This window comes from Kitasatospora sp. NPDC002522, assembly GCF_053595195.1.
In genome coordinates, this window is record NZ_JBSFXE010000007.1 from 155,968 (window position 1) to 179,786 (window position 23,819).

Here is a 23,819-nt window from a genome sequence, read left to right on the forward strand (position 1 = left end):
TTGAACATCTCAAAGGTTTGTTGCTAATCTTCCGGCCATGACCGCCGCAGACGCCGCTGACCAGCCCGGGATGAGCACCTCGCTCATGCCGCGCTGCCCGCGTCTGTCCGGCGCCGTGGACGGCCCGTGTCGCTGTCGCTCCGGCGGCTGTATGCGGGCGGCACGCCTCTCCTGACGCCCCGACACCTCCCCTGTCGGAACTCCGGGCCCGTGAGCCCGGCTTCCGCGTCCGCCGTGCCGCCGCCCCGCCTCCTCCCCCCCGTCACCGCCCTTCCCCCCGGAGTCGCACACCCATGTCCACCGCGCCCGCGCCCACCCTGCTGGGACGCCTCCGACGCACCCCGTTCTGGGCCCAGATCGTCGGCGGCCTGGTCCTCGGCCTGCTGCTCGGCTGGATCGCCCGGTCCGGCGACGTGTCCTGGCTGAAGACCACCCTGGACACCATCGGCAAGACCTTCGTCCAACTGCTCAAGCTGGCCGTGCCGCCGCTCGTCTTCACCGCGATCATCGTCTCGGTCGCCAACCTGCGGAACGTCACCAACGCCGCCCGGCTGGCCGCCCGCACCCTGTTCTGGTTCCTCGCCACCTCGCTGATCGCGGTCGCCGTCGGCCTCGGCCTCGGCCTGCTCACCGACCCCGGCAAGGGCGCCCACCTCTCCACCCAGGGCGTCAAGGGCGTCGACAAGGCCGGCAGCTGGGTCGACTTCCTGACCGGCATCATCCCGACCAACATCGCCGACGCCTTCCTGAAGGTGAACGTCCTCCAGATCGTCTTCCTCGGCGTGGTGGTCGGCGCGGCCCTCCTCAAGCTCGGCGAGAAGGCCGCCCCCGTGGCCAAGCTCTCCGAGGCCGTCCTGGAGCTCACCCAGACCGCCCTGTGGTGGGTCATCCGGCTCGCCCCGCTCGGCACCCTCGGCCTGATCGGCAAGTCCGTCGCCGTCTACGGCTGGGACCTGCTCAAGCCGTTCACCACCCTCACCGTCGACGTCTACGTCGGCTGCGCGATCGTCCTGTTCGGCGTCTACTCGCTGCTGCTGCGCTTCGTCGGCGGCCTCAACCCGCTGAACTTCTTCAAGGGCGCCTGGCCCGCGATCCAGCTGGCCTTCGTCTCCCGCTCCTCGGTCGGCACCCTGCCGGTTACCCGCCGCGTCACCGAGCGCCTGGGCGTTCCGTCCGAATACGCGAGCTTTGCCGTCCCGTTCGGGGCGACCACCAAGATGGACGGCTGCGCCGCGATCTACCCGTCGCTCGCCGCGATCTTCGTGGCCCAGGTGTACGGCATCGACCTCGGCATCGGCGACTACCTGCTGATCGCGTTCGTCTCGGTGATCGGCTCCGCCGCGACGGCCGGCCTCACCGGCGCGATCGTCATGCTCACCCTGACCCTCTCCACCCTGGGCCTGCCCCTGGAGGGCGTCGGCCTGCTGCTCGCCATCGACCCGATCCTCGACATGATCCGCACCGCCACCAACGTGGCCGGGCAGGTCGTGGTGCCGATCCTGGTCTCCGCCCGCGAGAAGACCCTCGACCTCGCCGCCTACAACGCCCCCACCGGCGACCTCCTCACCGAGGACCGCCCCACCACCCCCATCCCGGCCCAGACCGCGAGCGACCCCGTCGCCGCCTGACCGCCCCACCCGCCGCGACGGCCCGCACCCTCCCACGGTGCGGGCCGTCGCTCGTTGGGGTGAGGATCCTGGGAGTTGAGGATTCGGGTCGATAGCGTGGAGGCGGCGAAGGAGGGGCCGATGACCGCACTGCCGAGCGAGCGGCACTACGACCGCGTCGATCCGGAGCTGGCGCTGAAGTACGCGATCCAGCACCACGCGGGCGACCGCGTCCAGATCATCGAGGGAGTCATCACGCCCATGACGCCGGGATGGGACCACGAGGCGGTCGCCGACGACGTTCGGGACCAACTCCGACTGAAGGTGCGGGAACTCGAGTGCATCATGGGCTCCGGCGACCTCGATCTGCCAGGGTCGAGCAACTGGTTCATCCCCGACGTCGCCGTGGTTCCGCGCACCTTGGCCAAGGACGGCGGCGCGCTGCTGCCGGACCAGACGCTGCTGGTGGTCGAGGTGACCTCGAACTCGAACGGTGACACCGACCGGCTCGTGAAGCCGCGGCGGTACGCCGAGTACGGAGCGCCGCTGTACTTGCTGATCGACCGGCGGGACCGGGCCTGGACGCTCTTCTCGGAGCCGGGCGAACTCGGATACACGCGGGCGATCGGCCCGCTTCCGTTCGGTGAACCGATCGCGTTGCCGGAGCCGTTCGGGCTGCGGGTGGATACGGCGGGGTTCTGACCTCGGGCGGGCGGTCAGTGCTTGGCGTGGCGGATCTTGAGGCGGCCGAAGCCGATGACTCCGGTGAGGCGGATGACCGGGGCGTCGGGGGTGGGGCGGTGGCGTGGGGGCCGGTAGCGCAGGTCCTTCCAGGTGGTGCGGACGCCCTCGAAGTCGACCACGGCGTTGCGGGGGAGGGTGATCCTCGCGCGGCCGGTGCCGATGTTGATCTCGATGTCGGTGACGGGGTGGTCGATCACCGCCCGCGAGAGGTCGAGGCGGACCCGGCCGAACGCGGAGTCGACCTTGAGGGTGCGGGGGACGCGCCACGCGCCGCGGCGGGTGATCCGGCCGGTGGCGGCGGTGATGGTGGAGACCGGGGCGGGTTCCTCGGCCGGGAGGGCGGCGGTGGCCGCGGCGAGGTCGGCGGGGGTGGTGGCGGTGAGCGCCCGGTGGAGGCGCTCGTCCATCTCCTGGTGGGTGAGCTGCCCTTCGACGTAGGCGTTCTGAAGGCGGGTCACGGCGGCTTCGCGCTCGAGGTCGCGGACGGGGCGCTGCGGACTGTCCGGCAGAGAAGTCACGCGGACACCTTAGCGGGAGGGATTCTGGACAGTCGTCCATGTATGCTGGACGCCTGTCCATGATGAGGAGGCGGTTGTAGTGGGGATCACGGCTGCGGTGCTGGTGGGCCTGGTGGCCGCGTTGCACGCGTACATCCTGGTGCTGGAGATGTTCCTGTGGGAGCGCCGGCCGGGGCGTGAACTGTCGGGGTTCGATGCGGAGTTGGCCCGGAAGACGGCGCCGCTGGCGGCCAACCAGGGGCTGTACAACGGCTTCCTGGCGGCGGGCCTGGTGTGGGGCCTGGTCGCGGACGACCCGACCGGCTTCGCGGTGCGGGTGTTCTTCCTGGTGTGCGTGGTGGTCGCGGGTGTGTACGGCGCGGTGACCGCGAACCGGCGGATCCTGTTCGCGCAGGCAGTGCCGGGGGCGCTGGCGCTCACCGCGGTGCTCATCGCCGGATGAGCGATGATGACCGGATGAGTACGGACGGACGGCCGGAGGGGCGCACCGCGGCGGGGGACCCGCGGGCCGAGCGGACCAGGGCGAAACTGCGGGCGGCGCTGCTCGCGGAGTGCGCGGACCGTCCGCTGGCGGAGGTGAGCGTGGCGTCGGTGGTCCGCCGGGCCGGCGTCGGCCGGGCCACGTACTACCTGCACTACGCGGACCTGTCGGGGCTGGCCGTGGACGCCTGCGCGGACGTGGTCCGCGCGGCGGTGGACGCGCTGCACGCCTGGCGCGGGGTGCCGGACCCGGCCGTCCCGCCGCCCGCGCTGGGGGAGTTCTTCACTGAGGTGGCCCCGCACGCCGGGCTCTACCGGGAGTTGATGACCCCGGGCGGCGGCGGCCCGCTGGGGCAGGTGCTCCACCGCGACCTGCGCGAACACAGCCGCCGCGAGCGCGAGTTGGCGGGCGCACCGGAACCCGGGCTGGTGGCGTCCGCGGTCGCCGCGGCATTCGCCGGCGTCTTCGCCGACTGGCTGCACGGCCTGGTCGAGGCCACCCCGGACGAACTGGCCGGCCGCGTCTGGCGCCTGCTGATCAGCCTGCACCGCACCCCGCTGGGCTGAGCGCGTGGCTTACCGCGCCTGCCGGGCCCAGCGTTGGGCGAGGACGGTGCAGACCATCAGTTGGAGCTGGTGGAAGAGCATCAGCGGGAGGACGGTCAGGCCGACCGTGGTGGCGGGGAAGAGGATGGTGGCCAGCGGGAGGCCGTTGGCCAGGCTCTTCTTGGAGCCGCAGAACTGGATGGTGATCCGGTCGGGGCGGGCGAAGCCGAGGCGGTGCGAGGCGAGGTGGGTGAAGGCGAGGACGGCGGCCAGCAGGGCCAGGGAGATGACGGCCAGCCAGGCCAGCTGGGCGACGGTGACCCGGCTCCAGATGCCCTCGCGGACGCCCTCGCTGAAGGCGACGTAGACGATCAGCAGGATCGAACCGCGGTCCACCACCAGGGTGACCAGCCGGTGGCGGGCGATCCACGGGCCGACCCAGCGGCGCAGCAGCTGGCCGAGGGCGAACGGGACCAGCAGCTGGAGCACGATGTCCAGCACCTGGCCGCCGTCGACCGCGACCCCGGTGGCGCCGGAGAGCAGCCAGGCGGCGAGCAGCGGGGTGAGCACGATGCCCAGCAGGCTGGAGAAGGTGGCGGCGCAGATCGCGGCGGCGACGTTGCCGCCCGCCATCGAGGTGAAGGCGATCGAGGACTGCACGGTCGACGGCAGCAGGGTGAGGAACAGCACGCCGGTGAACAGCTGCGGGGGCAGCACCGCGTCGGGCAGCAGCCGGGTGGCCTCGGCGAGCAGCGGGAACAGCACGAAGGTGCAGCCGAGGATCAGCAGGTGCAGCTTCCAGTGCCGGGCGCCGGCCAGCGCCTCCTGCGGGGAGAGCCGGGCGCCGTACAGGAAGAAGAGCAGGGCGACGGCGAGCTTGACCGCGTCACCGGCGGCGGTGGCGGCTGCGCCGCGGGCGGGCAGCAGGGTGGCCAGGGCGACGGTGCACAGCAGCAGCACGAGGTAGGTGTCGATACCGATCCGGCGCAGGGCGCGGTCGAGGGCGCGGTGGGCGGCGCGGATTCGGTCCATGGCTCGATGATCTCCCGGGGGCCCTCGGGCCGATCGACCGGGTCGGGAGGCCGGCATCGCACCCGCAGAACGAGCCGGGAGAACAGGCCGGGAGACCGAGCCCGCAGAACGGGCCGGGAGAACGAGCCGGGATCGGGGGATGGCATCGGGGGCGGGATCGGGCCGGAGAACGGCCGGGGAAAGCCCTGCCGGGAAAGGCCTGCCGGGAAAGCCCGAAGGGAAAGGCGTGGTGCGGGCGGGAAAAGGGCAGGGGGCCCGCCGCCGGCGAGGCCCCCTTGGGAACTGCAACTCGTTACGGACCCGAGGGGCCGTGAGCGATCAGATGTGAAGAGATGTCAGATCGCGACGACGTTCTCCGCCTGCGGGCCCTTCGGGCCCTGGGTGACGTCGAAGCTGACCGCCTGGTTCTCCTCCAGCGAGCGGAAACCGGTCGCGTTGATGGCGGAGTAGTGGACGAAGACGTCGGGGCCGCCGCCCTCCTGGGCGATGAAGCCGAAGCCCTTCTCGGCGTTGAACCACTTGACGGTTCCGGTCGCCATACCGTTCTCCTTGCGAGGGACGTTGTGGACGCCACACCTTGTGGCGCCCGGGTCCGCTGCGCTGATCGCCCCGCCTCCGGACGAGTCCGGAGTTTTTTCGCACAGTGCTCAATCAATGCTCAATTGATGCGGATACTGCTGAAAAATTACAAAAAGCCTGCGGTTACATGCTCCGCAGGCTCCAAGTACTGCAAGGGGAATCAAACTGCAACTGACGTGAACGGTAGCACGCAGGCGCGGCCCCGACCAGGGGCTAACGACGGTGCGGGACGGTGTGTCGGGCACCGGATGCGAGCCGTCCCAATCAGCGGGCATACCCTGCCGGTGGAGCACTAACGGCAAGGGAGCACACGGTGAGCAGTCGGGATGCCGACCACCCGGCGGCGGCGGTCAGGCCGCGGGTCGGGCATATTCAGTTCCTCAACTGTCTACCCCTCTACTGGGGCCTCGCGCGGACCGGGAACCTGCTCGATCTGGACCTCAGCAAGGACACCCCGGAGAAGCTGAGCGACCGGCTGGTCGCCGGCGAACTCGACATCGGCCCGATCACCTGCGTGGAGTACCTGCGCAACGCCGACCGCCTGATGGTGCTTCCGGACATCGCGGTCGGCAGCGACGGCCCGGTGATGTCCTGCGTGATCGTCAGCAAGCGCCCGCTGGCCGAGCTGGACGGCCGGCGGGTGGCGCTCGGCTCGACCAGTCGGACGTCCGTGCGGCTGGCCCGGCTGCTGCTGGAGGAGCGCGAGGGGGTGCGGCCGGAGTACTTCAGCTGCCCGCCCGACCTGGACGCGATGCTGGCCGACGCCGACGCCGCGGTGCTGATCGGCGACCCGGCGCTGCGCGCCTCGCTCGAGCAGGCGCCCCGGCAGGGGCTGGCGGTGCACGACCTGGGCGCGATGTGGAAGGAGTGGACGGGACTGCCGTTCGTCTTCGCGGTCTGGGCGGCCCGCCGCGACTACGCCGAGCAGCACCCCCAGCTGACCGCCGCCGTTCACCGGGCGTTCCTGGAGTCCCGGGACCTCTCGCTGACCGAGGCCGCCATGGTGGCGGAGCAGGCGGCGCGCTGGGAGGCCTTCGACGCGCCGCTGCTGGAGCGGTACTTCAGCGAGGCGCTGGACTTCTCGCTGGGGGAGCGGCAGCTCGCCGGGATCGCCGAGTTCGCGCGCCGGGTCGCGCATGACAGCGGCTTCCCGGGGGATGTGGAGATCCGGCTGTGGGAGCCCGTGCCCGCGGCGGTGGTCTGAACGGCTGCGACCGGTGACCCGGTGATCATTATGGGTCTGATGATCATTATGGGAAGGTCGAGGGAAATGACTGATCTGACGATCACTTTGTGATTGTCGGGCCATTGGGGGGCCATTGGTCCGGTCGGGGAGGAAGTGGCGTGGAGCGGCTGGGAACTGACGATCCGTCGTGGATCGGGGAGTACCGGCTGCTGCGGCGGCTCGGGGCCGGCGGCATGGGGCGGGTGTACCTCGGCCGGACGGCGGGCGGGCGGACCGTGGCGGTCAAGGCGGTGCGCTCGGAGCTCGCCGACGACCCGGAGTTCCGGGCGAGGTTCCGTCAGGAGGTGGCCGCCGCCCGGCAGGTCGGCGGACGCTGGACCGCCCCCGTGCTGGACGCCGACACCGAGGGCCCCCGCCCGTGGGTCGCCACCGGGTACGTCGCCGGACCCTCGCTCGGCACGGCGGTGCGCGGCGGCGGCCCGCTGCCCACTCCCGCGGTGCACGCGCTCGGGGCCTGGCTGGCCGAGGCGCTGGAACAGGTGCACACGCTCGGACTGGTGCACCGGGACGTCAAGCCGTCCAACGTGCTGCTCACCCTGGACGGGCCGCGGCTGATCGACTTCGGGGTGGCCCGGGCGCTGGACGCCGCCACCGCGCTCACCCACAGCGGGTACGTGGTCGGCTCGCCCGGGTTCATGTCGCCGGAACAGGCCGGCGGGCGGCCGGTCGGCCCCGCCGGTGACGTCTTCTCGCTCGGTGCGCTGCTGGCCTTCGCCGCCACCGGCAAGGCCCCGTTCGGCGAGGGCGTCAGCGCCGCCGTCCTGCTCTACCGGGTGATCCACGAGGAGCCCGAACTCACCGGGCTGCACGGCGAGCTGGCCGCCGTGGTGGCCGACTGCCTGGCCAAGGACCCGGCCCGCCGTCCCACCCCCGCCGAGCTGCGCGCCCGGCTCGCCCCGGGCGCGGCCGGAGCCGTCGGTCCCGGCGGCTGGCTGCCGCCCGCCCTGGCCGCCGCCGTGGGCCGCGCCGCCGTCGAACTGCTGGACCTGGAGGCGGAACCGCCGCTCGGCACCCCCGCGGCTGGGACCCCTGCGACCGGCATCGGTGCGAACGGCCCGTCAACCGACCTGCCGTCAGCCCGCGTGCCGTCAGCCGACCCGGTGGGCAGTGGCGTCGGGGGGCCGACCGGTCCGGGCGGGTTCGCCGACCGGATGCCGACGGTGCTGGACGGCGGCCCGGGCGGGGCGCCGGACGCGGTCACCTCGACCGGGCGGGCGCGGCGGAACCGGATCTGGGGCGCGGTGGCGGCCGTCGCGGTGCTGGTGGCCACGGTGTTCGGGACGCTCGCGGCGACCGACAACCTGCCCTGGCAGGCCGAGGCCTCGTCCTCCCACTCGCCCGGCCAGGACCAGGCGGACGGCGGTTCGAACGGCGCGGACGCCTCGGACGACCCGAGCGCCTCGGCGTCCGACGAACCGAGCGGCACCGCCGACCCCTCGCCGCGGACCGGCAGCTCCGCCGCCCCGGTCGGCAGCACCGGGTCGCCGGCCGTGAGCGGCAACGGGAAATCGCTTCCCGACTCCTTCCTGGGCACCTGGAAGGGCCCGATCACCACCAAGATCGTGCCGCTGGAGTCCAACTTCACCGTCACCTTCACCGGCGGCAAGGTCGGCGAGCAGGTCGGCCGCACCAGCAACGCCTCGGAGCTCAGCGACACGGTCTGCGCGGGCGTGCTGACCCTGCTGTCCGCGGAGCCCGGGAAGGTGGTGCTGCAGGAGCGGTCGGACGGCGACGGGGCCGGGTGCACCGGCGCCCCGGAGAAGCAGACGTACACCGCGGCGAGTGACGGGACCTCGATCCATCTGCAGGTCAGCGAGGCGCCGTTGGGCAGCGACCCGGCCGGGGACTTGCGGAAGCAGGGGTGAGCGGGCCCGGAAATACGCTGGCGTAGGCTGGTTCGGTCGCCCTTCCGATGAAGAAAGCAGGCCCGCAAGGTGTCCGAGCAGAACCTTTCCGCCGCCGAGCTGCAGGCCGTTCTGGACCGTGCGGCCGAGGGCGGCCGGATCACCCCCGACGAGGCGCTGGAGCTGTACCGTTCGGCGCCGCTGCACGCGCTGGGCGCGGCGGCCGACGCGGTGCGCCGGCGGCGGTACGCAGGCGTGGAGCACATCGCCACGTACATCATCGAACGGAACATCAACTACACCAACGTCTGCGTGACGGCGTGCAAGTTCTGCGCCTTCTACGTGCCGCCGAAGAGCGACAAGGGCTGGTCGCGGGAGCTGGACGAGGTCCTGCGGCGGTGCGCGGAGACGGTGGAGCTGGGCGGCACCCAGATCATGTTCCAGGGCGGGCACCACCCGGACTACGGCGTCGAGTACTACGAGAAGAACTTCGCGGCGATCAAGGCGGAGTTCCCGCAGCTGGTGATCCACTCGCTGGGCGCCTCCGAGGTCGAGCACATGGCGAAGATCTCCGGCGTCTCCATCGAGGAGGCGATCACCCGGATCCACGCCGCGGGCCTGGACTCCTTCGCGGGCGCCGGCGCCGAGCTGCTGCCGGAGCGTCCGCGGAAGGCGATCGCCCCGCTGAAGGAGTCCGGCGAGCGCTGGCTGGAGATCATGGAGACCGCGCACCGGCTCGGCGTGGAGTCCACCTCCACCATGCTGATGGGCACCGGCGAGACCAACGCCGAGCGGATCGAGCACCTGCGGATGATCCGCGACGTGCAGGACCGCACCGGCGGCTTCCGGGCGTTCATCCCCTACACCTACCAGCCGCAGAACAACCACCTGAAGGGCTCGACCCAGGCCACCGTCTTCGAGTACCTGCGCATGATCGCCATCGCGCGGCTCTTCCTCGACAACGTGGCGCACATCCAGGGCTCCTGGCTCACCACGGGCAAGGAGGCCGGGCAGCTGTCGCTGCACTACGGCGCGGACGACCTCGGCTCGGTGATGCTGGAGGAGAACGTGGTCTCCGCGGCCGGCGCCAAGCACCGCTCCAACCTGCACGAGCTGATCCACCTGATCCGCACCGCCGGCCGGGTGCCCGCGCAGCGCTCCACCACCTACGAGCACCTGCGGGTGCTGGACGACCCGGCGAACGACCCGGTCGACCCGCGGGTGGCCTCGCACATCGCCTCCACCGCGATCGAGGGCGGCACCGCGCACCCCGAGCTGAAGATCCTCGCCACCTCCTGACGACCCTCACCATGCTGACGCTGCACCGGGCCGCGCTGCTGCTGCCCGATCCGGCCGACCCCACCGCCTCGCCGATCGTCGACGGGGCGGTGCTGGTCGACGGCGCGACGATCGCGCGGCTCGGGCCCTTCGCGGACGTGGCCGGCGCGCGGGTGCGGGAGTGGCCCGGGCTGCTGGTGCCGGGGCTGGTCAACCGGCACGGTGCCTGGCTGCTGGAGCACGCCTACCACCCGGACCCGCGCGAGGAGGCGGGGGAGCGGCCGCTGCCGCCCCCCGCGGAGCTGACCGACGAGCGCTGGGGCGCCAGTGCCCGGCGCGGCCTGCAGCGGATGCTCGGCCACGGCGCGACCGCGGTCACCGGCCCCTTCGAACGGGCGGCGGTGCGCACGGCCGTGGCGCGATCCGGACTGCACCCGCTGGGCGGTGACGGCACGTCGGCTCCCGGCGAGCTCGACCCGCTGGCGGACGCGACGCCGGCGTCCGCCGTGCACCGGCCGCTGACGGTCGGCGGACCGGCCGACTTCGCGGTCTTCGCGGTCGGGTCGGTAGCGGAGTGGGAGCAGCGCGGCGGAGCGTGTCTGGCGACGGTGCTGGGCGGACGCCTGCTGTACCGCGGGCGGTAGTCCCTGCGTCCCCGGGCAGCGGTAGTCCCGCGCCCCGGACGGTGGTGGTCCCGCGCCCCGCACGGTGGTTCTGTGTCCCGGACGCTGGCCGAAAGCAGGCGGGGCGTGGTGATGGTCATACCGGCGGGTTCTGACTCCCCGTGACCTGAGGACCCGCCAGCGGATAACATCCCGGTTCAGCCCCCGTTGCCGAGCCAGGACAGGACGCATGCGAGCCGCCACCCCCGACCGCCCGCCCGGGTACCCGGCTTCGGCGGCGGCTCGGCCGAGACTGGGCCGCGGCTGGTACATCGGCGCGGTGCTGAGCGCGGTGGTCGCGCTCGGGATGTGCCTGCTGGGCTGGCGGCAGGCCGACCAGGCGGACCGGATCAACGCGCACCCGGTGCGGGTGCAGGGCACGATCACCCAACTCCCGGGCGGCAGCGGCACCTACAGCCAGGTCAGCTACCTGGCGGACGGCCGCAAGCTGGCCGCCGCGGACCTGTGGGTGCCGGAGAACGCCCAGGTCGGCGACGCGATCTGCCTGGAGCACGCGGCGGACGACCCGGGCGCGGTGCGGGTGTGCGGAAAGCGGTATCCGCAGCCGGTGGGCGTCGGGTTGGCGCAGACCAGCGTGCCGGTGGCGGTGCTGCTGTGCGTGCTCTGCCTGTACCGGATCCGACGGTTCAAGCGGGCCCACCCGGCGGACGGGACGATCGGACGGGGCGGCTTCGCGGTGGCGTTCGCCGCCGAGGGGATGCCCGCGATCACGCACGGGAAGCGGTCCCGCCGGCGCCGCAAGGGGGGCCGCCGCGCTCTGCGGTGAGCCCTGGTGACGGGTGACGGGCCCGCAAGGTGAACAATGGGGTCGTGACCCGAGCCCATCTGGACAAGCAGCCGCAGGACGTCGCCGCCATGTTCGACGACGTCGCGGCCAAGTACGACCGCACCAACGACGTGCTCTCGCTGGGCCAGGCCCGGCTGTGGCGCCGGGCGGTGGCCGATGCGGTGGGTGCCGTCGCGGGCCAGCGCATCCTGGACCTCGGCGCGGGCACCGGCACCTCCTCGCTGCCGTTCCTGGAGGCCGGTGCCGACGTGGTCCCGTGCGACTTCTCGCTCGGCATGCTCACCGAGGGCAAGGCCCGCCACCCCGAACTCGCCCTCACCGCGGGCGATGCCACCAGGCTCCCGTTCGCCGACGACTCCTTCGACGCGGTGACCATCTCCTTCGCGCTGCGCAACGTGCAGGAGTACGAGACCGCGCTGCGCGAGCTGCTCCGGGTCACCAAGCCCGGCGGCAAGCTGGTGATCTGCGAGTTCTCCACCCCGACCTGGACGCCGCTGCGCACCGTCTACACCGAGTACCTGATGCGCGCGCTGCCGCCGGTGGCCACCGCGGTCTCCTCCAACCCGGAGGCGTACGTCTACCTCGCCGAGTCGATCCGGGCCTGGCCCGACCAGCCGGCGCTCGCCGCCGAACTGCAGCGCGCCGGTTGGAGCAAGGTCGCCTGGCGCAACCTCACCGGCGGCATCGTCGCCCTCCACCGCGGCTTCAAGGCCCCGTAGACTGCCGGGGTTCGGCATCCGTCGCCGAAGGTGACGGAGTGTCGGGCCGACCTCCATGACCCCCGACGCGCTCAGGAGAAAGCCCACATGACCGAGACCGCCGTCGAGTCCACCGCCGACGTCATCGTGGTCGGCGCCGGTCCGGCCGGCGCGACGACCGCGTACTGGCTGGCCCAGGCGGGCCTGGACGTGCTGCTGCTGGAGAAGACCGAGTTCCCCCGCGAGAAGGTGTGCGGTGACGGCCTGACCCCGCGCGCCGTCAAGCAACTGGTGGACATGGGCATCGACGTCTCCACCGAGAACGGCTGGCTGCACAACAAGGGCCTGCGGATCATCGGCGGCGGCGTCCGGCTGGAGCTGGACTGGCCGGAGCTGTCCGCCTTCCCGGACTACGGACTGGTCCGCAAGCGCGCCGACTTCGACGAGCTGCTGGCCCGTCAGGCGCAGAAGGCCGGCGCCCGGCTGTACGAGAACTGCAACGTCAGCGGCCCGGTCCAGGACCGCACCGGCCGGATCACGGGCGTCACCGCCAAGCTCGGCGCGGACAAGCGCGAGGTGGAGTTCCACGCCCCGCTGGTGGTCGCCGCGGACGGCAACTCGACCCGGCTGTCGCTGGCCATGGGCCTGCACCGGATCGAGTCCCGGCCGATGGGCGTGGCCTACCGCACCTACTTCACCTCGCCCCGGCACGACGACGACTACCTCGAGTCCTGGTTGGAGCTGTGGGACACCCGCGGCGGGCAGAAGAAGCTGCTGCCCGGCTACGGCTGGATCTTCGGCATGGGCGACGGCACCTCCAACGTCGGCCTCGGCATCCTGAACTCCTCGCCCGCCTTCGGTGACCTGAACTGGCGCGAGGTGCTGAAGAGCTGGTGCGCCGGCATGCCCGAGGAGTGGGGCTACACGCCGGAGAACATGACCGAGCCGATCCGCGGCGCCGCGCTGCCGATGGCCTTCAACCGGCAGCCGCACTACACCCGCGGCCTGCTGCTGGTCGGCGACGCGGGCGGCATGGTCAACCCGTTCAACGGCGAGGGCATCGCCTATGCGATGGAATCCGGCCAGATCGCGGCGGGCGTCATCATTCAGGCCATGGCCCGGATCACCCCCGAGGGCCGGGAGCGCGCGCTGGCCCGCTACCCGCAGATCCTCAAGGACGTCTACGGCGGCTACTACACGCTCGGCCGGGCCTTCGTGAAGCTGATCGGCAACGACCGGGTGATGCGGATCGCCGCCGAACGCGGACTGACCCACCCGGTGCTGATGAAGTTCGTCCTCAAGCTGCTCGCCAACCTGACCGACCCGAGCGGCGGCGACGTCGCCGACCGCGTCATCAACGGCCTGGCCAAGGTGGCCCCGCGGGCCTGAGCCCGAGCAGCCGCAGAAAAGCGCGGCGAGCGAGCAGGCGGCGAGCAGGCGGAAAACGCTTGCCCGCCGCCTTTCGCGTACGAGAGGGTGTGCGCCGACCAGTCCGTTCGACGCTGCACGGGCCCCCGCCGTCCCCCGGGAGCCGTGCCATGAGCGCCGAGCCGTCCGCCACCCGTCCCCCGCTCCTGCGCGACCTGCCGCTGCTCGCGGTGGCGGTGGTGTGGGGGTCGAGCTTCCTGGTGGTGAAGCGGGTCGCCGAACCGGACACCGTGGTGGCCGTGCTGGCGCTGCGCTTCGGGCTGGTGCTGCCGCTGCTCGGCGCGGTGGCGTGGCGGCGGCTGCGCGGGCTGACGGCGCGTCAGTGGGGCGGCGGGGCGCTGCTCGGACTGGTGCTGGGCGTGATCTTCCTGCTGGAGACCTACGGCGCGGTGCACACCTCGGCGACCAACGCGGGGCTGGTGATCAGCCTGACGATGGTGTTCACGCCGCTCGCCGAGGCCGCGCTGCGCCGGGTCGCGCCCTCGGGGGCGTTCCTGGCCGCGGCGGCGCTGTCGGTGCTGGGGGTGGCGCTGCTGACCGGTGGCGGCGGGCTGAAGCCGCCGTCCGCGGGCGACCTGCTGGTGCTGGGCGCGGCGGTGGCCCGGACCGTCAACGTGCTGGCGACGGCCCGCCTGCGTTCCGTCCGTGGGGTGGACTCGCTGGCCCTGACCTGGGTCCAACTGGCCTTCGCCACCGCGGTGTTCGCCGTGGCCGCGCCGTTCGCCGGCCCGTCCCCGCTGAGTGTGGCGGCGTCCTTCGACGGGGCCCGGTGGAGCCTGCTGCTCTACCTGTCGCTGCTGTGCACCCTGTTCGCCTTCTTCGTCCAGCTGTGGGCGGTCCGGGCCACCTCGCCGTCCCGGGTCAGCCTGCTGCTGGGCACCGAGCCGCTGTGGGCCGCGGTCTTCGGCATCGCGCTGGCCGGCGACCGCCCCGGCCCGCTCGCCCTGCTGGGCGCGCTGGCGGTCCTCGCCGGCACCGAGTGGGGCCGCCGCGCGGTGGACCGCACCCCGCCGTCGCCCCGCACCGCTGCGGCGCCCGGCACCGCTGCCCTGTGAGCTTGTGAACGAAGGGTCAAGCGACCGCCCTCGGGTGTCCACCTGGCGAGTGAGATCCCCTATCACGGGGTGCCGGATCGTCCGAAATTTGCCTCGACAGCGGCGTGATTGATATAGGCCGGGCCTCATGACGGGTCGATTCAGGGTGGTTTGCCACAGCATGTGATCAAGTGCCTGCACTGGGTGGATAAGTGGGGTCTGACCACGGTCTATGGTGGTTTGCGAGGTGGCGCATATCACAAAGATCGTCGGGAACCGCGTGGTGCAAGTCACAAGCCGACAGGCATAAGATGCGCTCGATCCGGGCTTTGTGAACTGCCTCACATGAGGCCGGATCTCACGAAGTGGATCACGGGTTCACCACTCGGTGACCTGTCGGTTCCGATCTGCAGTCAAGGACGACTGGACGGAGGGAGCGGAGGCTATGAATGCCTACGCGCCGATCCTCGTACTCGGTGCCATCGCGGCGGCGTTCGCGGTCGGCTCCGTCACGATGGCCTCGCTGACCGGCCCGAAGCGCTACAACCGGGCCAAGTTGGAGGCGTACGAGTGCGGCATCGAGCCGACCCCGCAGCCCGTGGGCGGCGGTCGGTTCCCGATCAAGTACTACCTGACGGCGATGCTCTTCATCGTCTTCGACATCGAGATCGTCTTCCTCTACCCGTGGGCGGTCAGCTTCGACGCCCTGGGGATCTTCGGGCTGGTCGAGATGCTGCTGTTCATCGCCACCGTGTTCGTCGCCTACGCCTACGTCTGGCGCCGCGGCGGTCTGGAGTGGGACTGACATCCCGCCGTTTGTGAACGGGCGGACAAGCCACCGGACTTGAGGGCATTGAGAGGGAACTGATGGGTATCGAGGAGAAGCTGCCGAGCGGCTTTCTGCTCACCAGCGTGGAGGCCGCCGCGGGGTGGGTGCGGAAGGCGTCGCTCTTCCCCGCCACCTTCGGACTGGCCTGCTGCGCGATCGAGATGATGACCACCGGCGCCGGTCGCTACGACCTGGCGCGGTTCGGCATGGAGGTCTTCCGCGGCTCGCCGCGGCAGGCCGACCTGATGATCGTGGCGGGCCGGGTGAGCCAGAAGATGGCCCCCGTGTTGCGGCAGGTCTACGACCAGATGCCGAATCCGAAGTGGGTCATCTCGATGGGCGTGTGCGCCTCCTCCGGCGGCATGTTCAACAACTACGCGATCGTGCAGGGCGTCGACCACATCGTCCCGGTCGACATCTACCTGCCGGGCTGCCCGCCCCGCCCGGAGATGCTGCTGGACGCGATCATCAAGCTGCACGAGAAGATCCAGCACGAGAAGCTCGGCGTGAACCGCCGCCGGGCCGAGGAGGAGGCCGAGCAGTTCGCGCTGCGGGCCACTCCGATCAGCGAGATGCGGGGGCTGCTGCGATGACCGAGCCCGAGAAGCCCGAAGTCCCCGCCACCCGGCGGGAGATCCCGGTCGAGGTGGTCGGCACCCGGCAGGGCATGTTCGGCGCCCAGGACACCGGCGACACCTCCGGTTTCGGCGGCCTGACCGCCCCGATCGTGCTGCCCGGCCCGAGCGAGCGTCCGTACGGCGGCTACTTCGACGAGGTGGCCGACGAGCTGGAGGGCGCGCTGGAGGAGCAGGGCCTGGACGTCGCGGAGGTGGTCGAGAAGACCGTGGTCGACCGCGGCGAGGTCACCTTCCACATCGCCCGCGAGCACCTGCTGAAGACCGTCCGCACGCTGCGCGACGACCCGGCGCTGCGCTTCGAGCTCTGCCTCGGCGTCAGCGGCGTGCACTACCCGCACGACAAGGGCCGCGAGCTGCACGCCGTCTACCACCTGCGCTCGATCACCCACGGCCGGCTGATCCGGCTGGAGGTGACCGCGCCCGACGCGGACCCGCGGATCCCGTCCGTGGTCAGCGTCTACCCGACCAACGACTGGCACGAGCGGGAGACCTACGACTTCTTCGGCCTGGTCTTCGAGGGCCACCCGGCGCTGACCCGGATCATGATGCCGGACGACTGGCTGGGGCACCCGCAGCGGAAGGACTACCCGCTCGGCGGCATCCCCGTCGAGTACAAGGGCGCGCAGATCCCGGCGCCCGACCAGCGGAGGTCGTACACCTGATGAGCAGCACCCATTACGAAGCAGGCTCCAGGGAGACCACCGAAGGACGGGTCTTCACCGTCACCGGCGGCGACTGGGGCGAGGTCGCCGAGGCGGTGGCCCGGGCCGACGACGAGCGGATCATCGTCAACATGGGCCCGCAGCACCCGTCCACCCACGGTGTGCTCCGGCTGATCCTGGAGATCGACGGCGAGACGGTCACCGAGGCCCGCTGCGGCATCGGCTACCTGCACACCGGCATCGAGAAGAACATGGAGTTCCGCAACTGGGTGCAGGGCACCACGTTCGTGACGCGGATGGACTACCTGACCCCGCTGTACAACGAGACCGCCTACTGCCTGGCCGTCGAGAAGCTCCTCGGGATCACCGCCGACGTCCCCGAACGGGCGTCCGTGATCCGGGTGTTGATGATGGAGCTGAACCGGATCTCGTCGCACCTGGTGGCGCTCGCCACCGGCGGCATGGAGATCGGCTCCACCACCCTGATGATCTACGGCTTCCGTGACCGCGAGGTCGTCCTCGACATCTTCGAGCTGGTCACCGGCCTGCGGATGAACCACGCGTACGTCCGCCCCGGCGGCCTGGCCCAGGACCTGCCGCCCGGCGCCGTCGACCAGATCCGCGAGGGCGTCAAGCTGCTCCGCTCCCGGATGCACGAGTACGACAAACTCGCCACCGACAACCCGGTGTTCAAGGCCCGGCTGGTCGACGTCGGCTTCCTCGACCTGCCCGGCTGCCTGGCGCTCGGCGCCACCGGGCCGATCCTGCGCTCCACCGGCCTGCCGCACGACCTGCGCAAGAGCGACCCGTACTGCGGCTACGAGAACTACGAGTTCGACGTCGCGGTGGCCGACACCTGCGACTCCTACGGGCGGTTCCTGATCCGCCTGGAGGAGATGAAGCAGTCGCTGCGGATCGTCGAGCAGTGCCTGGAGCGGCTGAAGCCCGGACCGGTGATGGTGGCCGACAAGAAGATCGCCTGGCCGGCCCAACTGGCCGTCGGCCCGGACGGCATGGGCAACTCGCTCGACCACATCCGGAAGATCATGGGCACCTCGATGGAGGCTCTGATCCACCACTTCAAGCTGGTCACCGAGGGCTTCCACGTCCCGGTCGGCCAGGCGTACGCCGCCGTCGAGTCGCCCAAGGGCGAGCTCGGGGTGCACGTGGTCAGCGACGGCGGCACCCGGCCGTACCGGGTGCACTTCCGCGACCCGTCGTTCACCAACCTGCAGACGATGGCGGCGATGTGCGAGGGCGGCCAGGTGGCCGACGTGATCGTTGCGGTGGCCGGGATCGACCCGGTGATGGGAGGCGTGGACCGGTGAGCAGCACAGAACTCGGCCTGCCGGCGATGCCGGCCAAGCCCTACCCGCCGGAGGTGGAGCAGCGACTGGCCGCCGACGCCGCCGAACTGATCGGCCGTTACCCGCACTCCCGCTCGGCGCTGCTGCCGCTGCTGCACCTGGTGCAGGCCGAGGAGGGGTACGTCTCCAGCACCGGGATCCGGTTCTGCGCCGAGCAGTTGGAGCTGACCACCGCCGAGGTCACCGCGGTCGCCACCTTCTACACGATGTACCGGCGGCGCCCGGCCGGCGAGTACCACGTCGGCGTGTGCACCAACACGCTGTGCGCGGTGCTCGGCGGGGACCAGATCTTCGGCGAGCTGAAGCAGCACCTCGGGATCGAGAACAACCAGACCACCGAGGACGGCTCGATCTCGATCGAGCACATCGAGTGCAACGCGGCCTGCGACTACGCGCCCGTGGTGATGGTCAACTGGGAGTTCTTCGACAACCAGACCCCGGAGAGCGCCAAGCAGCTGGTCGACCAGCTGCGGGCCGGCACCGAGGTGCACCCCACCCGCGGCGCCAAGCTCTGCTCGTTCAAGGAGACCTCTCGGATGCTGGCCGGCTTCGCCGACCAGCGGCCCGGCGCGGTCGACGAGTCCGGGGCCGGCGGTGCCCCCTCGCTGGCCGGACTGCGGCTGGCCAGGGGCGAGGCGCTGCCCGGCACCCCGGGCGCCAAGGTGGTCTCCCCCCGGCACGAAGGGACGGAAGCGTGATGACCTCCGCCGAGCCGGCCGAGAAGCTGCTCTCCCCGGTGCTCTCCGCCTCCTGGGACGACCAGCGTCCCTGGACCCTGGCCACCTACCGCCGGCACGGCGGCTACGACGGCCTGCGCAGCGCCCTCGCGATGGCCCCCGACGAGGTGATCGCGCTGGTGAAGGACTCCGGACTGCGCGGCCGCGGCGGCGCCGGCTTCCCGACCGGCATGAAGTGGCAGTTCATCCCGCAGAACGACGGCAAGCCGCACTACCTGGTGGTGAACGCCGACGAGTCCGAGCCGGGCACCTGCAAGGACATCCCGCTGCTGTTCGCCAACCCGCACTCGCTGATCGAGGGCATGATCATCGCCTCGTACGCGATCCGCTGCGAGCACGCCTTCATCTACCTGCGCGGCGAGGTCGTCCCGGTGCTGCGCCGCCTGCAGGCGGCGGTCGCCGAGGCGTACGAGGCCGGGCTGCTCGGCAAGGACATCCAGGGCTCCGGCATCAACCTGGACATCACCGTGCACGCCGGCGCGGGCGCGTACATCTGCGGTGAGGAGACCGCGCTGCTGGACTCCCTGGAGGGCCGCCGCGGCCAGCCCCGGCTGCGCCCGCCGTTCCCCGCCATCGCCGGCCTGTACGCCTGCCCGACGGTGGTCAACAACGTGGAGTCGATCGCCTCGGTGCCGCCGATCCTGGCCCGCGGCAAGGACTGGTTCAAGTCGCTGGGCACCGAGAAGTCCCCCGGCTTCACGCTGTACTCGCTCTCCGGGCACGTCACCAACCCCGGCCAGTACGAGGCCCCGCTCGGCATCACGCTCCGCCAGCTGCTGGAGATCTCCGGCGGCGTCCGGGCCGGGCACCGCCTCAAGTTCTGGACCCCGGGCGGCTCGTCTACCCCGATGTTCACCGACCAGCACCTGGACGTCCCGCTCGACTACGAGGGCGTCGGCGCGGCCGGCTCCATGCTCGGCACCAAGGCGCTGCAGGTCTTCGACGAGACCACCTGCGTGGTGCGCGCGGTCACCCGGTGGACCGAGTTCTACGCCCACGAGTCCTGCGGCAAGTGCACCCCCTGCCGCGAGGGCACGTACTGGCTGGTCCAGCTGCTGGAGCGGATCGAGGCCGGCCAGGGCGAGGCGGGCGACCTGGAGAAGCTGCTGGACATCGCCGACAACATCAACGGCAAGTCCTTCTGCGCGCTCGGCGACGGCGCGGCCAGCCCGATCGTCTCCTCGCTGCAGCACTTCCGCGACGAGTACGAGCAGCACATCAACGAACACCGCTGCCCGTTCGACCCGGCGGCGTCCACCGTCTGGGCCGGCCGGGCCTCCGTCCACGAGTCCACCACCGAGAGGGAGGTGCACGCGTGACGGTCACGGAGCCTTCCACCCAGACCGAGCTGGTCACGCTCACCATCGACGGCGTCGAGGTCAGCGTCCCCAAGGGCACGCTGGTGATCCGCGCCGCCGAGCAGATCGGCACCCAGATCCCGCGCTTCTGCGACCACCCGCTGCTCGACCCCGCCGGGGCGTGCCGCCAGTGCATCGTGGAGGTCGAGGGGCAGCGCAAGCCGGTCGCCTCCTGCACCATCCCGGTCGCCGAAGGCATGGTGGTGCGCACCCAGCTCTCCTCGCCCGTCGCCGAGAAGGCGCAGCGCGGCGTGATGGAGCTGCTGCTGATCAACCACCCGCTGGACTGCCCGGTCTGCGACAAGGGCGGCGAGTGCCCGCTGCAGAACCAGGCGATGTCCACCGGCGACGCGGAGTCCCGGTTCGAGGGGCACAAGCGCACCTACGAGAAGCCGATCCCGCTCTCCACCCAGGTCCTGCTGGACCGCGAGCGCTGCGTGCTGTGCGCCCGCTGCACCCGCTTCTCCCAGCAGATCGCCGGCGACCCGTTCATCGACCTGGTCGAGCGCGGCGCGCTGCAGCAGGTCGGCACCGGCGACGACCAGCCGCTGGACTCGTACTTCTCCGGCAACACCATCCAGATCTGCCCGGTCGGCGCGCTCACCTCCGCCGCCTACCGGTTCCGCTCCCGCCCGTTCGACCTGGTCTCCTCGCCGAGCGTGTGCGAGCACTGCTCGGCCGGCTGCGGGCAGCGCACCGACCACCGGCGCGGCAAGGTGATGCGACGCCTGGCCGGCAACGAGCCGGAGGTCAACGAGGAGTGGAACTGCGACAAGGGCCGGTTCGCGTTCCGCTACGCCCAGCAGCGCGACCGGTTCACCTCCCCGATGGTCCGGCAGGACGGTGAACTCGTCGCGGTCTCCTGGCCGGAGGCGCTCACCCGGGCCGCCGAGGGCCTGCGCGGCGCCCGCGCCGCGGTGCTCGCCGGCGGCCGGGTCACCGTCGAGGACGCCTACGGCTACGGCAAGTTCGCCCGCGTCGCGCTCGGCACCAACGACGTCGACTTCCGCAGCCGCCCGCACAGCGGTGAGGAGGCCGACTTCCTGGCCGCCGCGGTCGCCGGACACGGCACCGACCTGGACGGCACCGGGGTGACCTACCGTCAGCTCGAAGCCGCCCCGGCCGTGCTGCTGGTCGGACTGGAGGCCGAGGAGGAGGCGCCGATCGTCTTCCTGCGGCTGCGCAAGGCCAACCGGGCGAGCGGGCTGCGGGTCTTCGCGATCGCCTCGCACGCCACCCGCGGCCTGGCCAAGCTGCACGGCGCGCTGCTGCCCGCCGCCCCCGGCACCGAGGCCGAGTGGCTCGGCGCGCTGGCCGGCGACGAGGTGCTCGCCGACGACGCCGGACGCTGCGCGGACGCGCTGCGCTCGCCCGGCGCGGTGATCCTGGTCGGCGAGCGCCTGGCGCAGACCACCGGCGGCCTGACCGCCGCGCTCCGGCTGGCCCACGCCACCGGCGCCCGGCTCGCCTGGGTGCCCCGCCGGGCCGGCGAGCGCGGCGCGGTCGAGGCCGGCACGCTGCCCGGGCTGCTGCCCGGCGGCCGCGCGGTCGCGGTGCCCGCGGCCCGCGCCGAGGCCGCCGCCCACTGGGGCGTCGCCGAGCTGCCCGCCCGCACCGGCCGGGACACCGGCCAGATCCTGGCCGCCGCCGTGCAGGGCGACCTGGACGCGCTGGTGCTCGGCGGCGTCGGCCTGGAGGACCTGCCCGACCCGGCGCTCGCCGAGGAGGCGCTGACCCGGGCCGAGTTCGTGCTCTCGCTGGAGCTGCGCCCGTCCGCCGCCACCGCGCACGCCGACGTGGTGCTGCCGGTCGCCGCGGTCGCCGAGAAGGCCGGCACCTTCCTGGACTGGGAGGGCCGGGTCCGGATGTTCGAACCGGCGATCAAGGCCGACCAGTTGATGCAGCGTCACCTGCACTCCGACGTGCGGGTGCTGAGCATGCTGGCCGACGCCCTGGACCGGCCGATCGGCCTGCCCGACGTCCGCGCCGCCCGCCTGGAGCTGGATCGTTTCACCCCGTGGGAGGGCGACCGCCCGGCCGCGCCGGCCGCGCACCCCGCCCCGCTGCCCCGTCCGGCCACCGGCCAGGCGGTGCTGGCCGGCCACCGGATGCTGCTGGACAACGGCTCGCTGCAGGACGGCGACGCGCACCTCGCGGGCACCCGGCACCCGGTGGTGGCGCGGATCTCCGCCGCCACCGCCGCCGAACTCGGCGCGACCGCCGCGCTGCGGGTGACCGGCCCGGGCGGGTCGCTGACCCTGCCGCTGGAGATCACCGCGGCGATGCCGGACCGCACGGTCTGGCTGCCGCTCAACTCGACGCCGGACGGCGGCGTGCACCGCGCCCTCGGCACCACGGTCGGCCACCTGGTCACCATCGCCCCGGCGGAGGAATCATGAGCCTCGCTGCTGCCTACGACACGCTCGCCTTCTTCGGCCGCGACCCGTGGTGGCTGGTGCTGCTGAAGGCGGTGTTCTGCTTCGCCTTCCTGGTGCTCACGGTGCTGATCGCGATCGTCTGGGAGCGCAAGGTCGTCGCCTGGATGCAGCTGCGCATCGGCCCCAACCGGCACGGCCCCTGGGGCATGCTGCAGTCCCTCGCGGACGGCGTGAAGCTGGCGCTCAAGGAAGACCTGGTGGTCAAGGGCGCCGACAAGGCGGTCTACATCCTGGCGCCGATCGTCTCGGCGATCCCCGCGTTCATGGCGTTCGCGGTGATCCCGTTCGGCCCGGCCGGCGACGAGGTGTCGATCTTCGGCACCCGGACCCCGCTGCAGCTCACCGACCTGCCGATCGCGCTGCTGTACATCCTGGCCACCGCCTCGATCGGCATCTACGGCATCGTGCTGGCCGGCTGGTCGTCCGGCTCCACGTACCCGCTGCTCGGCGGTGTCCGCTCGGCCGCCCAGATGATCAGCTACGAGATCGCGATGGGCCTGTCCTTCGCGGCGGTGTTCATCTACTCCGGCTCGATGTCGACCTCGGAGATCGTCGCCTCGCAGCAGCCGACCTGGTTCGCGGTGCTGCTGCCGGTCTCGTTCATCGTCTACATCATCGCGATGGTCGGTGAGACCAACCGAGCCCCGTTCGACCTCCCGGAGGCGGAGGGCGAGCTGGTCGGCGGCTTCAACACCGAGTACTCCTCGCTGAAGTTCGCGATGTTCATGCTGGCCGAGTACGTCAACATGGTCACCGTCTCGGCGGTCGCCTCGACGCTCTTCCTCGGCGGCTGGCGCGCACCGTGGCCGATCTCCACCTTCTGGGAGGGCGCCAACCACGGCTGGTGGCCGATGCTGTGGATCGTCCTGAAGATCCAGCTGCTGCTGTTCTTCTTCATCTGGCTGCGCGGCACGCTGCCCCGGCTGCGCTACGACCAGTTCATGAAGCTGGGCTGGAAGGTGCTGATCCCGGTCTCGCTGGTGTGGCTGGTGATGGTGGCCACCGTCCGGGCGCTGCGCAACGAGGGCTACGACTTCGCCAAGGTGATCCTGTACGTCGGCGCCCCGCTGGCGGCGATCCTGCTGCTCGCGCTCGTCACCGACCTGCTGCGCAAGAAGCCCGCGCAGCCGCCCGCGGCCGAGGCCCCCGCCTTCGACCCGATGGCCGGCGGCTACCCCGTGCCGCCGCTGCCCGGCCAGGAACTGCCGCCCGTCCCGCGCCGCCGTCGCCGGACCCCGCAACTCCAGGACGCCCTCAACGGGGCCGACCATTCCGAAGGGAGCTGA

Annotated in this window: 23 protein-coding genes; 20 read left to right on the plus strand and 3 right to left on the minus strand. The window is 71.8% G+C overall.

The window, feature by feature from the left end:
- Positions 1-293: 293 nt before the first annotated feature.
- Together ACWD4U_RS08255 and ACWD4U_RS08260 are read left to right on the plus strand one after the other, a co-directional pair.
- Positions 294-1,628 (plus strand): dicarboxylate/amino acid:cation symporter, encoded by a 1,335-nt coding sequence (locus ACWD4U_RS08255; protein WP_363455305.1) that lies wholly within the window; start codon positions 294-296, stop codon positions 1,626-1,628.
- 120 nt (positions 1,629-1,748) lie between these two features.
- Positions 1,749-2,309, plus strand: coding sequence for a Uma2 family endonuclease (locus ACWD4U_RS08260; protein ID WP_363455303.1), 561 nt, complete (start codon positions 1,749-1,751; stop codon positions 2,307-2,309).
- A 14-nt stretch (positions 2,310-2,323) separates the two neighbouring features.
- Here ACWD4U_RS08260 and ACWD4U_RS08265 read toward each other — a convergent pair whose 3' ends face one another.
- Entirely contained in the window at positions 2,324-2,869 is a 546-nt protein-coding gene (locus tag ACWD4U_RS08265; RefSeq protein WP_363455300.1) for a DUF1707 SHOCT-like domain-containing protein, read from the minus strand.
- A 79-nt stretch (positions 2,870-2,948) separates the two neighbouring features.
- On the opposite strand from ACWD4U_RS08265, the gene ACWD4U_RS08270 reads away from it, so the two are divergent.
- On the plus strand, positions 2,949-3,311 hold the full coding sequence (locus tag ACWD4U_RS08270) for a DUF1304 domain-containing protein (protein ID WP_363455298.1): 363 nt from the start codon (positions 2,949-2,951) through the stop codon (positions 3,309-3,311).
- 14 nt (positions 3,312-3,325) lie between these two features.
- Positions 3,326-3,916: a TetR/AcrR family transcriptional regulator gene (locus ACWD4U_RS08275; protein WP_363455295.1), complete on the plus strand. Its 591-nt coding sequence runs from the start codon at positions 3,326-3,328 to the stop codon at positions 3,914-3,916.
- 9 nt (positions 3,917-3,925) lie between these two features.
- Here ACWD4U_RS08275 and ACWD4U_RS08280 read toward each other — a convergent pair whose 3' ends face one another.
- On the minus strand, positions 3,926-4,927 hold the full coding sequence (locus ACWD4U_RS08280; RefSeq protein ID WP_363455292.1) for a bile acid:sodium symporter family protein: 1,002 nt from the start codon (positions 4,925-4,927) through the stop codon (positions 3,926-3,928).
- 335 nt (positions 4,928-5,262) lie between these two features.
- The gene (locus ACWD4U_RS08285) at positions 5,263-5,466 is read right to left on the minus strand and encodes a cold-shock protein (RefSeq protein WP_043915662.1); all 204 of its coding nucleotides are present in this window, start codon (positions 5,464-5,466) and stop codon (positions 5,263-5,265) included.
- 353 nt (positions 5,467-5,819) lie between these two features.
- Between ACWD4U_RS08285 and ACWD4U_RS08290 the strand changes: the two genes are divergently transcribed.
- From ACWD4U_RS08290 to nuoH, 16 genes are all read left to right on the plus strand, one after another.
- Positions 5,820-6,710 carry a menaquinone biosynthetic enzyme MqnA/MqnD family protein gene (locus ACWD4U_RS08290; RefSeq protein WP_363455289.1) on the plus strand — a complete coding sequence of 297 codons (891 nt, stop codon included), beginning with the start codon at positions 5,820-5,822 and terminating at the stop codon, positions 6,708-6,710.
- Positions 6,711-6,850: 140 nt separating this feature from the next.
- A complete protein-coding gene (locus ACWD4U_RS08295) occupies positions 6,851-8,617 on the plus strand; it encodes a protein kinase domain-containing protein (RefSeq protein ID WP_363455286.1) in 1,767 nt (588 codons plus the stop codon).
- 69 nt (positions 8,618-8,686) lie between these two features.
- Entirely contained in the window at positions 8,687-9,895 is a 1,209-nt protein-coding gene (gene mqnC / locus ACWD4U_RS08300) for a cyclic dehypoxanthinyl futalosine synthase (RefSeq protein ID WP_363455283.1), read from the plus strand.
- A gap of 11 nt (positions 9,896-9,906) precedes the next feature.
- A complete protein-coding gene (locus ACWD4U_RS08305) occupies positions 9,907-10,518 on the plus strand; it encodes an amidohydrolase family protein (protein WP_363455280.1) in 612 nt (203 codons plus the stop codon).
- 208 nt (positions 10,519-10,726) lie between these two features.
- Entirely contained in the window at positions 10,727-11,323 is a 597-nt protein-coding gene (locus tag ACWD4U_RS08310; protein ID WP_363455277.1) for a hypothetical protein, read from the plus strand.
- A 44-nt stretch (positions 11,324-11,367) separates the two neighbouring features.
- Complete coding sequence (locus tag ACWD4U_RS08315) at positions 11,368-12,063, plus strand: demethylmenaquinone methyltransferase (RefSeq protein ID WP_363455274.1); 696 nt, start codon at positions 11,368-11,370, stop codon at positions 12,061-12,063.
- 87 nt (positions 12,064-12,150) lie between these two features.
- Complete coding sequence (locus ACWD4U_RS08320) at positions 12,151-13,431, plus strand: geranylgeranyl reductase family protein (RefSeq protein WP_363455271.1); 1,281 nt, start codon at positions 12,151-12,153, stop codon at positions 13,429-13,431.
- A gap of 149 nt (positions 13,432-13,580) precedes the next feature.
- Positions 13,581-14,525 (plus strand): DMT family transporter, encoded by a 945-nt coding sequence (locus ACWD4U_RS08325; RefSeq protein ID WP_363455268.1) that lies wholly within the window; start codon positions 13,581-13,583, stop codon positions 14,523-14,525.
- 424 nt (positions 14,526-14,949) lie between these two features.
- Positions 14,950-15,309 (plus strand): NADH-quinone oxidoreductase subunit A, encoded by a 360-nt coding sequence (locus tag ACWD4U_RS08330; protein ID WP_033822576.1) that lies wholly within the window; start codon positions 14,950-14,952, stop codon positions 15,307-15,309.
- 62 nt (positions 15,310-15,371) lie between these two features.
- Complete coding sequence (locus ACWD4U_RS08335; protein WP_363455265.1) at positions 15,372-15,926, plus strand: NuoB/complex I 20 kDa subunit family protein; 555 nt, start codon at positions 15,372-15,374, stop codon at positions 15,924-15,926.
- Positions 15,923-16,633, plus strand: a complete 711-nt coding sequence (locus ACWD4U_RS08340; RefSeq protein WP_363455263.1) for an NADH-quinone oxidoreductase subunit C — start codon at positions 15,923-15,925, stop codon at positions 16,631-16,633. The genes ACWD4U_RS08335 and ACWD4U_RS08340 overlap by 4 nt, the downstream gene beginning before the upstream one ends.
- Positions 16,633-17,961, plus strand: a complete 1,329-nt coding sequence (locus ACWD4U_RS08345; RefSeq protein WP_363455260.1) for an NADH-quinone oxidoreductase subunit D — start codon at positions 16,633-16,635, stop codon at positions 17,959-17,961. The genes ACWD4U_RS08340 and ACWD4U_RS08345 overlap by 1 nt, the downstream gene beginning before the upstream one ends.
- Before the next feature lie 26 nt (positions 17,962-17,987).
- Positions 17,988-18,698, plus strand: a complete 711-nt coding sequence (gene nuoE / locus ACWD4U_RS08350) for an NADH-quinone oxidoreductase subunit NuoE (RefSeq protein ID WP_363455382.1) — start codon at positions 17,988-17,990, stop codon at positions 18,696-18,698.
- Positions 18,698-20,056: an NADH-quinone oxidoreductase subunit NuoF gene (gene nuoF / locus ACWD4U_RS08355; protein ID WP_363455258.1), complete on the plus strand. Its 1,359-nt coding sequence runs from the start codon at positions 18,698-18,700 to the stop codon at positions 20,054-20,056. The genes nuoE and nuoF overlap by 1 nt, the downstream gene beginning before the upstream one ends.
- The gene (locus tag ACWD4U_RS08360) at positions 20,053-22,494 is read left to right on the plus strand and encodes an NADH-quinone oxidoreductase subunit G (RefSeq protein ID WP_363455255.1); all 2,442 of its coding nucleotides are present in this window, start codon (positions 20,053-20,055) and stop codon (positions 22,492-22,494) included. Before nuoF ends, ACWD4U_RS08360 begins: the two co-directional genes overlap by 4 nt.
- Positions 22,491-23,819 carry an NADH-quinone oxidoreductase subunit NuoH gene (nuoH, locus tag ACWD4U_RS08365; protein ID WP_363455252.1) on the plus strand — a complete coding sequence of 443 codons (1,329 nt, stop codon included), beginning with the start codon at positions 22,491-22,493 and terminating at the stop codon, positions 23,817-23,819. The genes ACWD4U_RS08360 and nuoH overlap by 4 nt, the downstream gene beginning before the upstream one ends.

Coding starts and splice junctions, on each gene's coding strand:
- ACWD4U_RS08255 (WP_363455305.1), top strand. CDS start 294: ATGTCCACCGCGCCCGCGCCCACCCTGCTGGGACGCCTCCGACGCACC.
- ACWD4U_RS08260 (WP_363455303.1), top strand. CDS start 1,749: ATGACCGCACTGCCGAGCGAGCGGCACTACGACCGCGTCGATCCGGAG.
- ACWD4U_RS08275 (WP_363455295.1), top strand. CDS start 3,326: ATGAGTACGGACGGACGGCCGGAGGGGCGCACCGCGGCGGGGGACCCG.
- ACWD4U_RS08280 (WP_363455292.1), bottom strand. CDS start 4,927: ATGGACCGAATCCGCGCCGCCCACCGCGCCCTCGACCGCGCCCTGCGC.
- ACWD4U_RS08285 (WP_043915662.1), bottom strand. CDS start 5,466: ATGGCGACCGGAACCGTCAAGTGGTTCAACGCCGAGAAGGGCTTCGGC.
- ACWD4U_RS08305 (WP_363455280.1), top strand. CDS start 9,907: ATGCTGACGCTGCACCGGGCCGCGCTGCTGCTGCCCGATCCGGCCGAC.
- ACWD4U_RS08310 (WP_363455277.1), top strand. CDS start 10,727: ATGCGAGCCGCCACCCCCGACCGCCCGCCCGGGTACCCGGCTTCGGCG.
- ACWD4U_RS08320 (WP_363455271.1), top strand. CDS start 12,151: ATGACCGAGACCGCCGTCGAGTCCACCGCCGACGTCATCGTGGTCGGC.
- ACWD4U_RS08325 (WP_363455268.1), top strand. CDS start 13,581: ATGAGCGCCGAGCCGTCCGCCACCCGTCCCCCGCTCCTGCGCGACCTG.
- ACWD4U_RS08330 (WP_033822576.1), top strand. CDS start 14,950: ATGAATGCCTACGCGCCGATCCTCGTACTCGGTGCCATCGCGGCGGCG.
- ACWD4U_RS08335 (WP_363455265.1), top strand. CDS start 15,372: ATGGGTATCGAGGAGAAGCTGCCGAGCGGCTTTCTGCTCACCAGCGTG.
- ACWD4U_RS08340 (WP_363455263.1), top strand. CDS start 15,923: ATGACCGAGCCCGAGAAGCCCGAAGTCCCCGCCACCCGGCGGGAGATC.
- ACWD4U_RS08345 (WP_363455260.1), top strand. CDS start 16,633: ATGAGCAGCACCCATTACGAAGCAGGCTCCAGGGAGACCACCGAAGGA.
- nuoE (WP_363455382.1), top strand. CDS start 17,988: ATGCCGGCCAAGCCCTACCCGCCGGAGGTGGAGCAGCGACTGGCCGCC.
- nuoF (WP_363455258.1), top strand. CDS start 18,698: ATGACCTCCGCCGAGCCGGCCGAGAAGCTGCTCTCCCCGGTGCTCTCC.
- nuoH (WP_363455252.1), top strand. CDS start 22,491: ATGAGCCTCGCTGCTGCCTACGACACGCTCGCCTTCTTCGGCCGCGAC.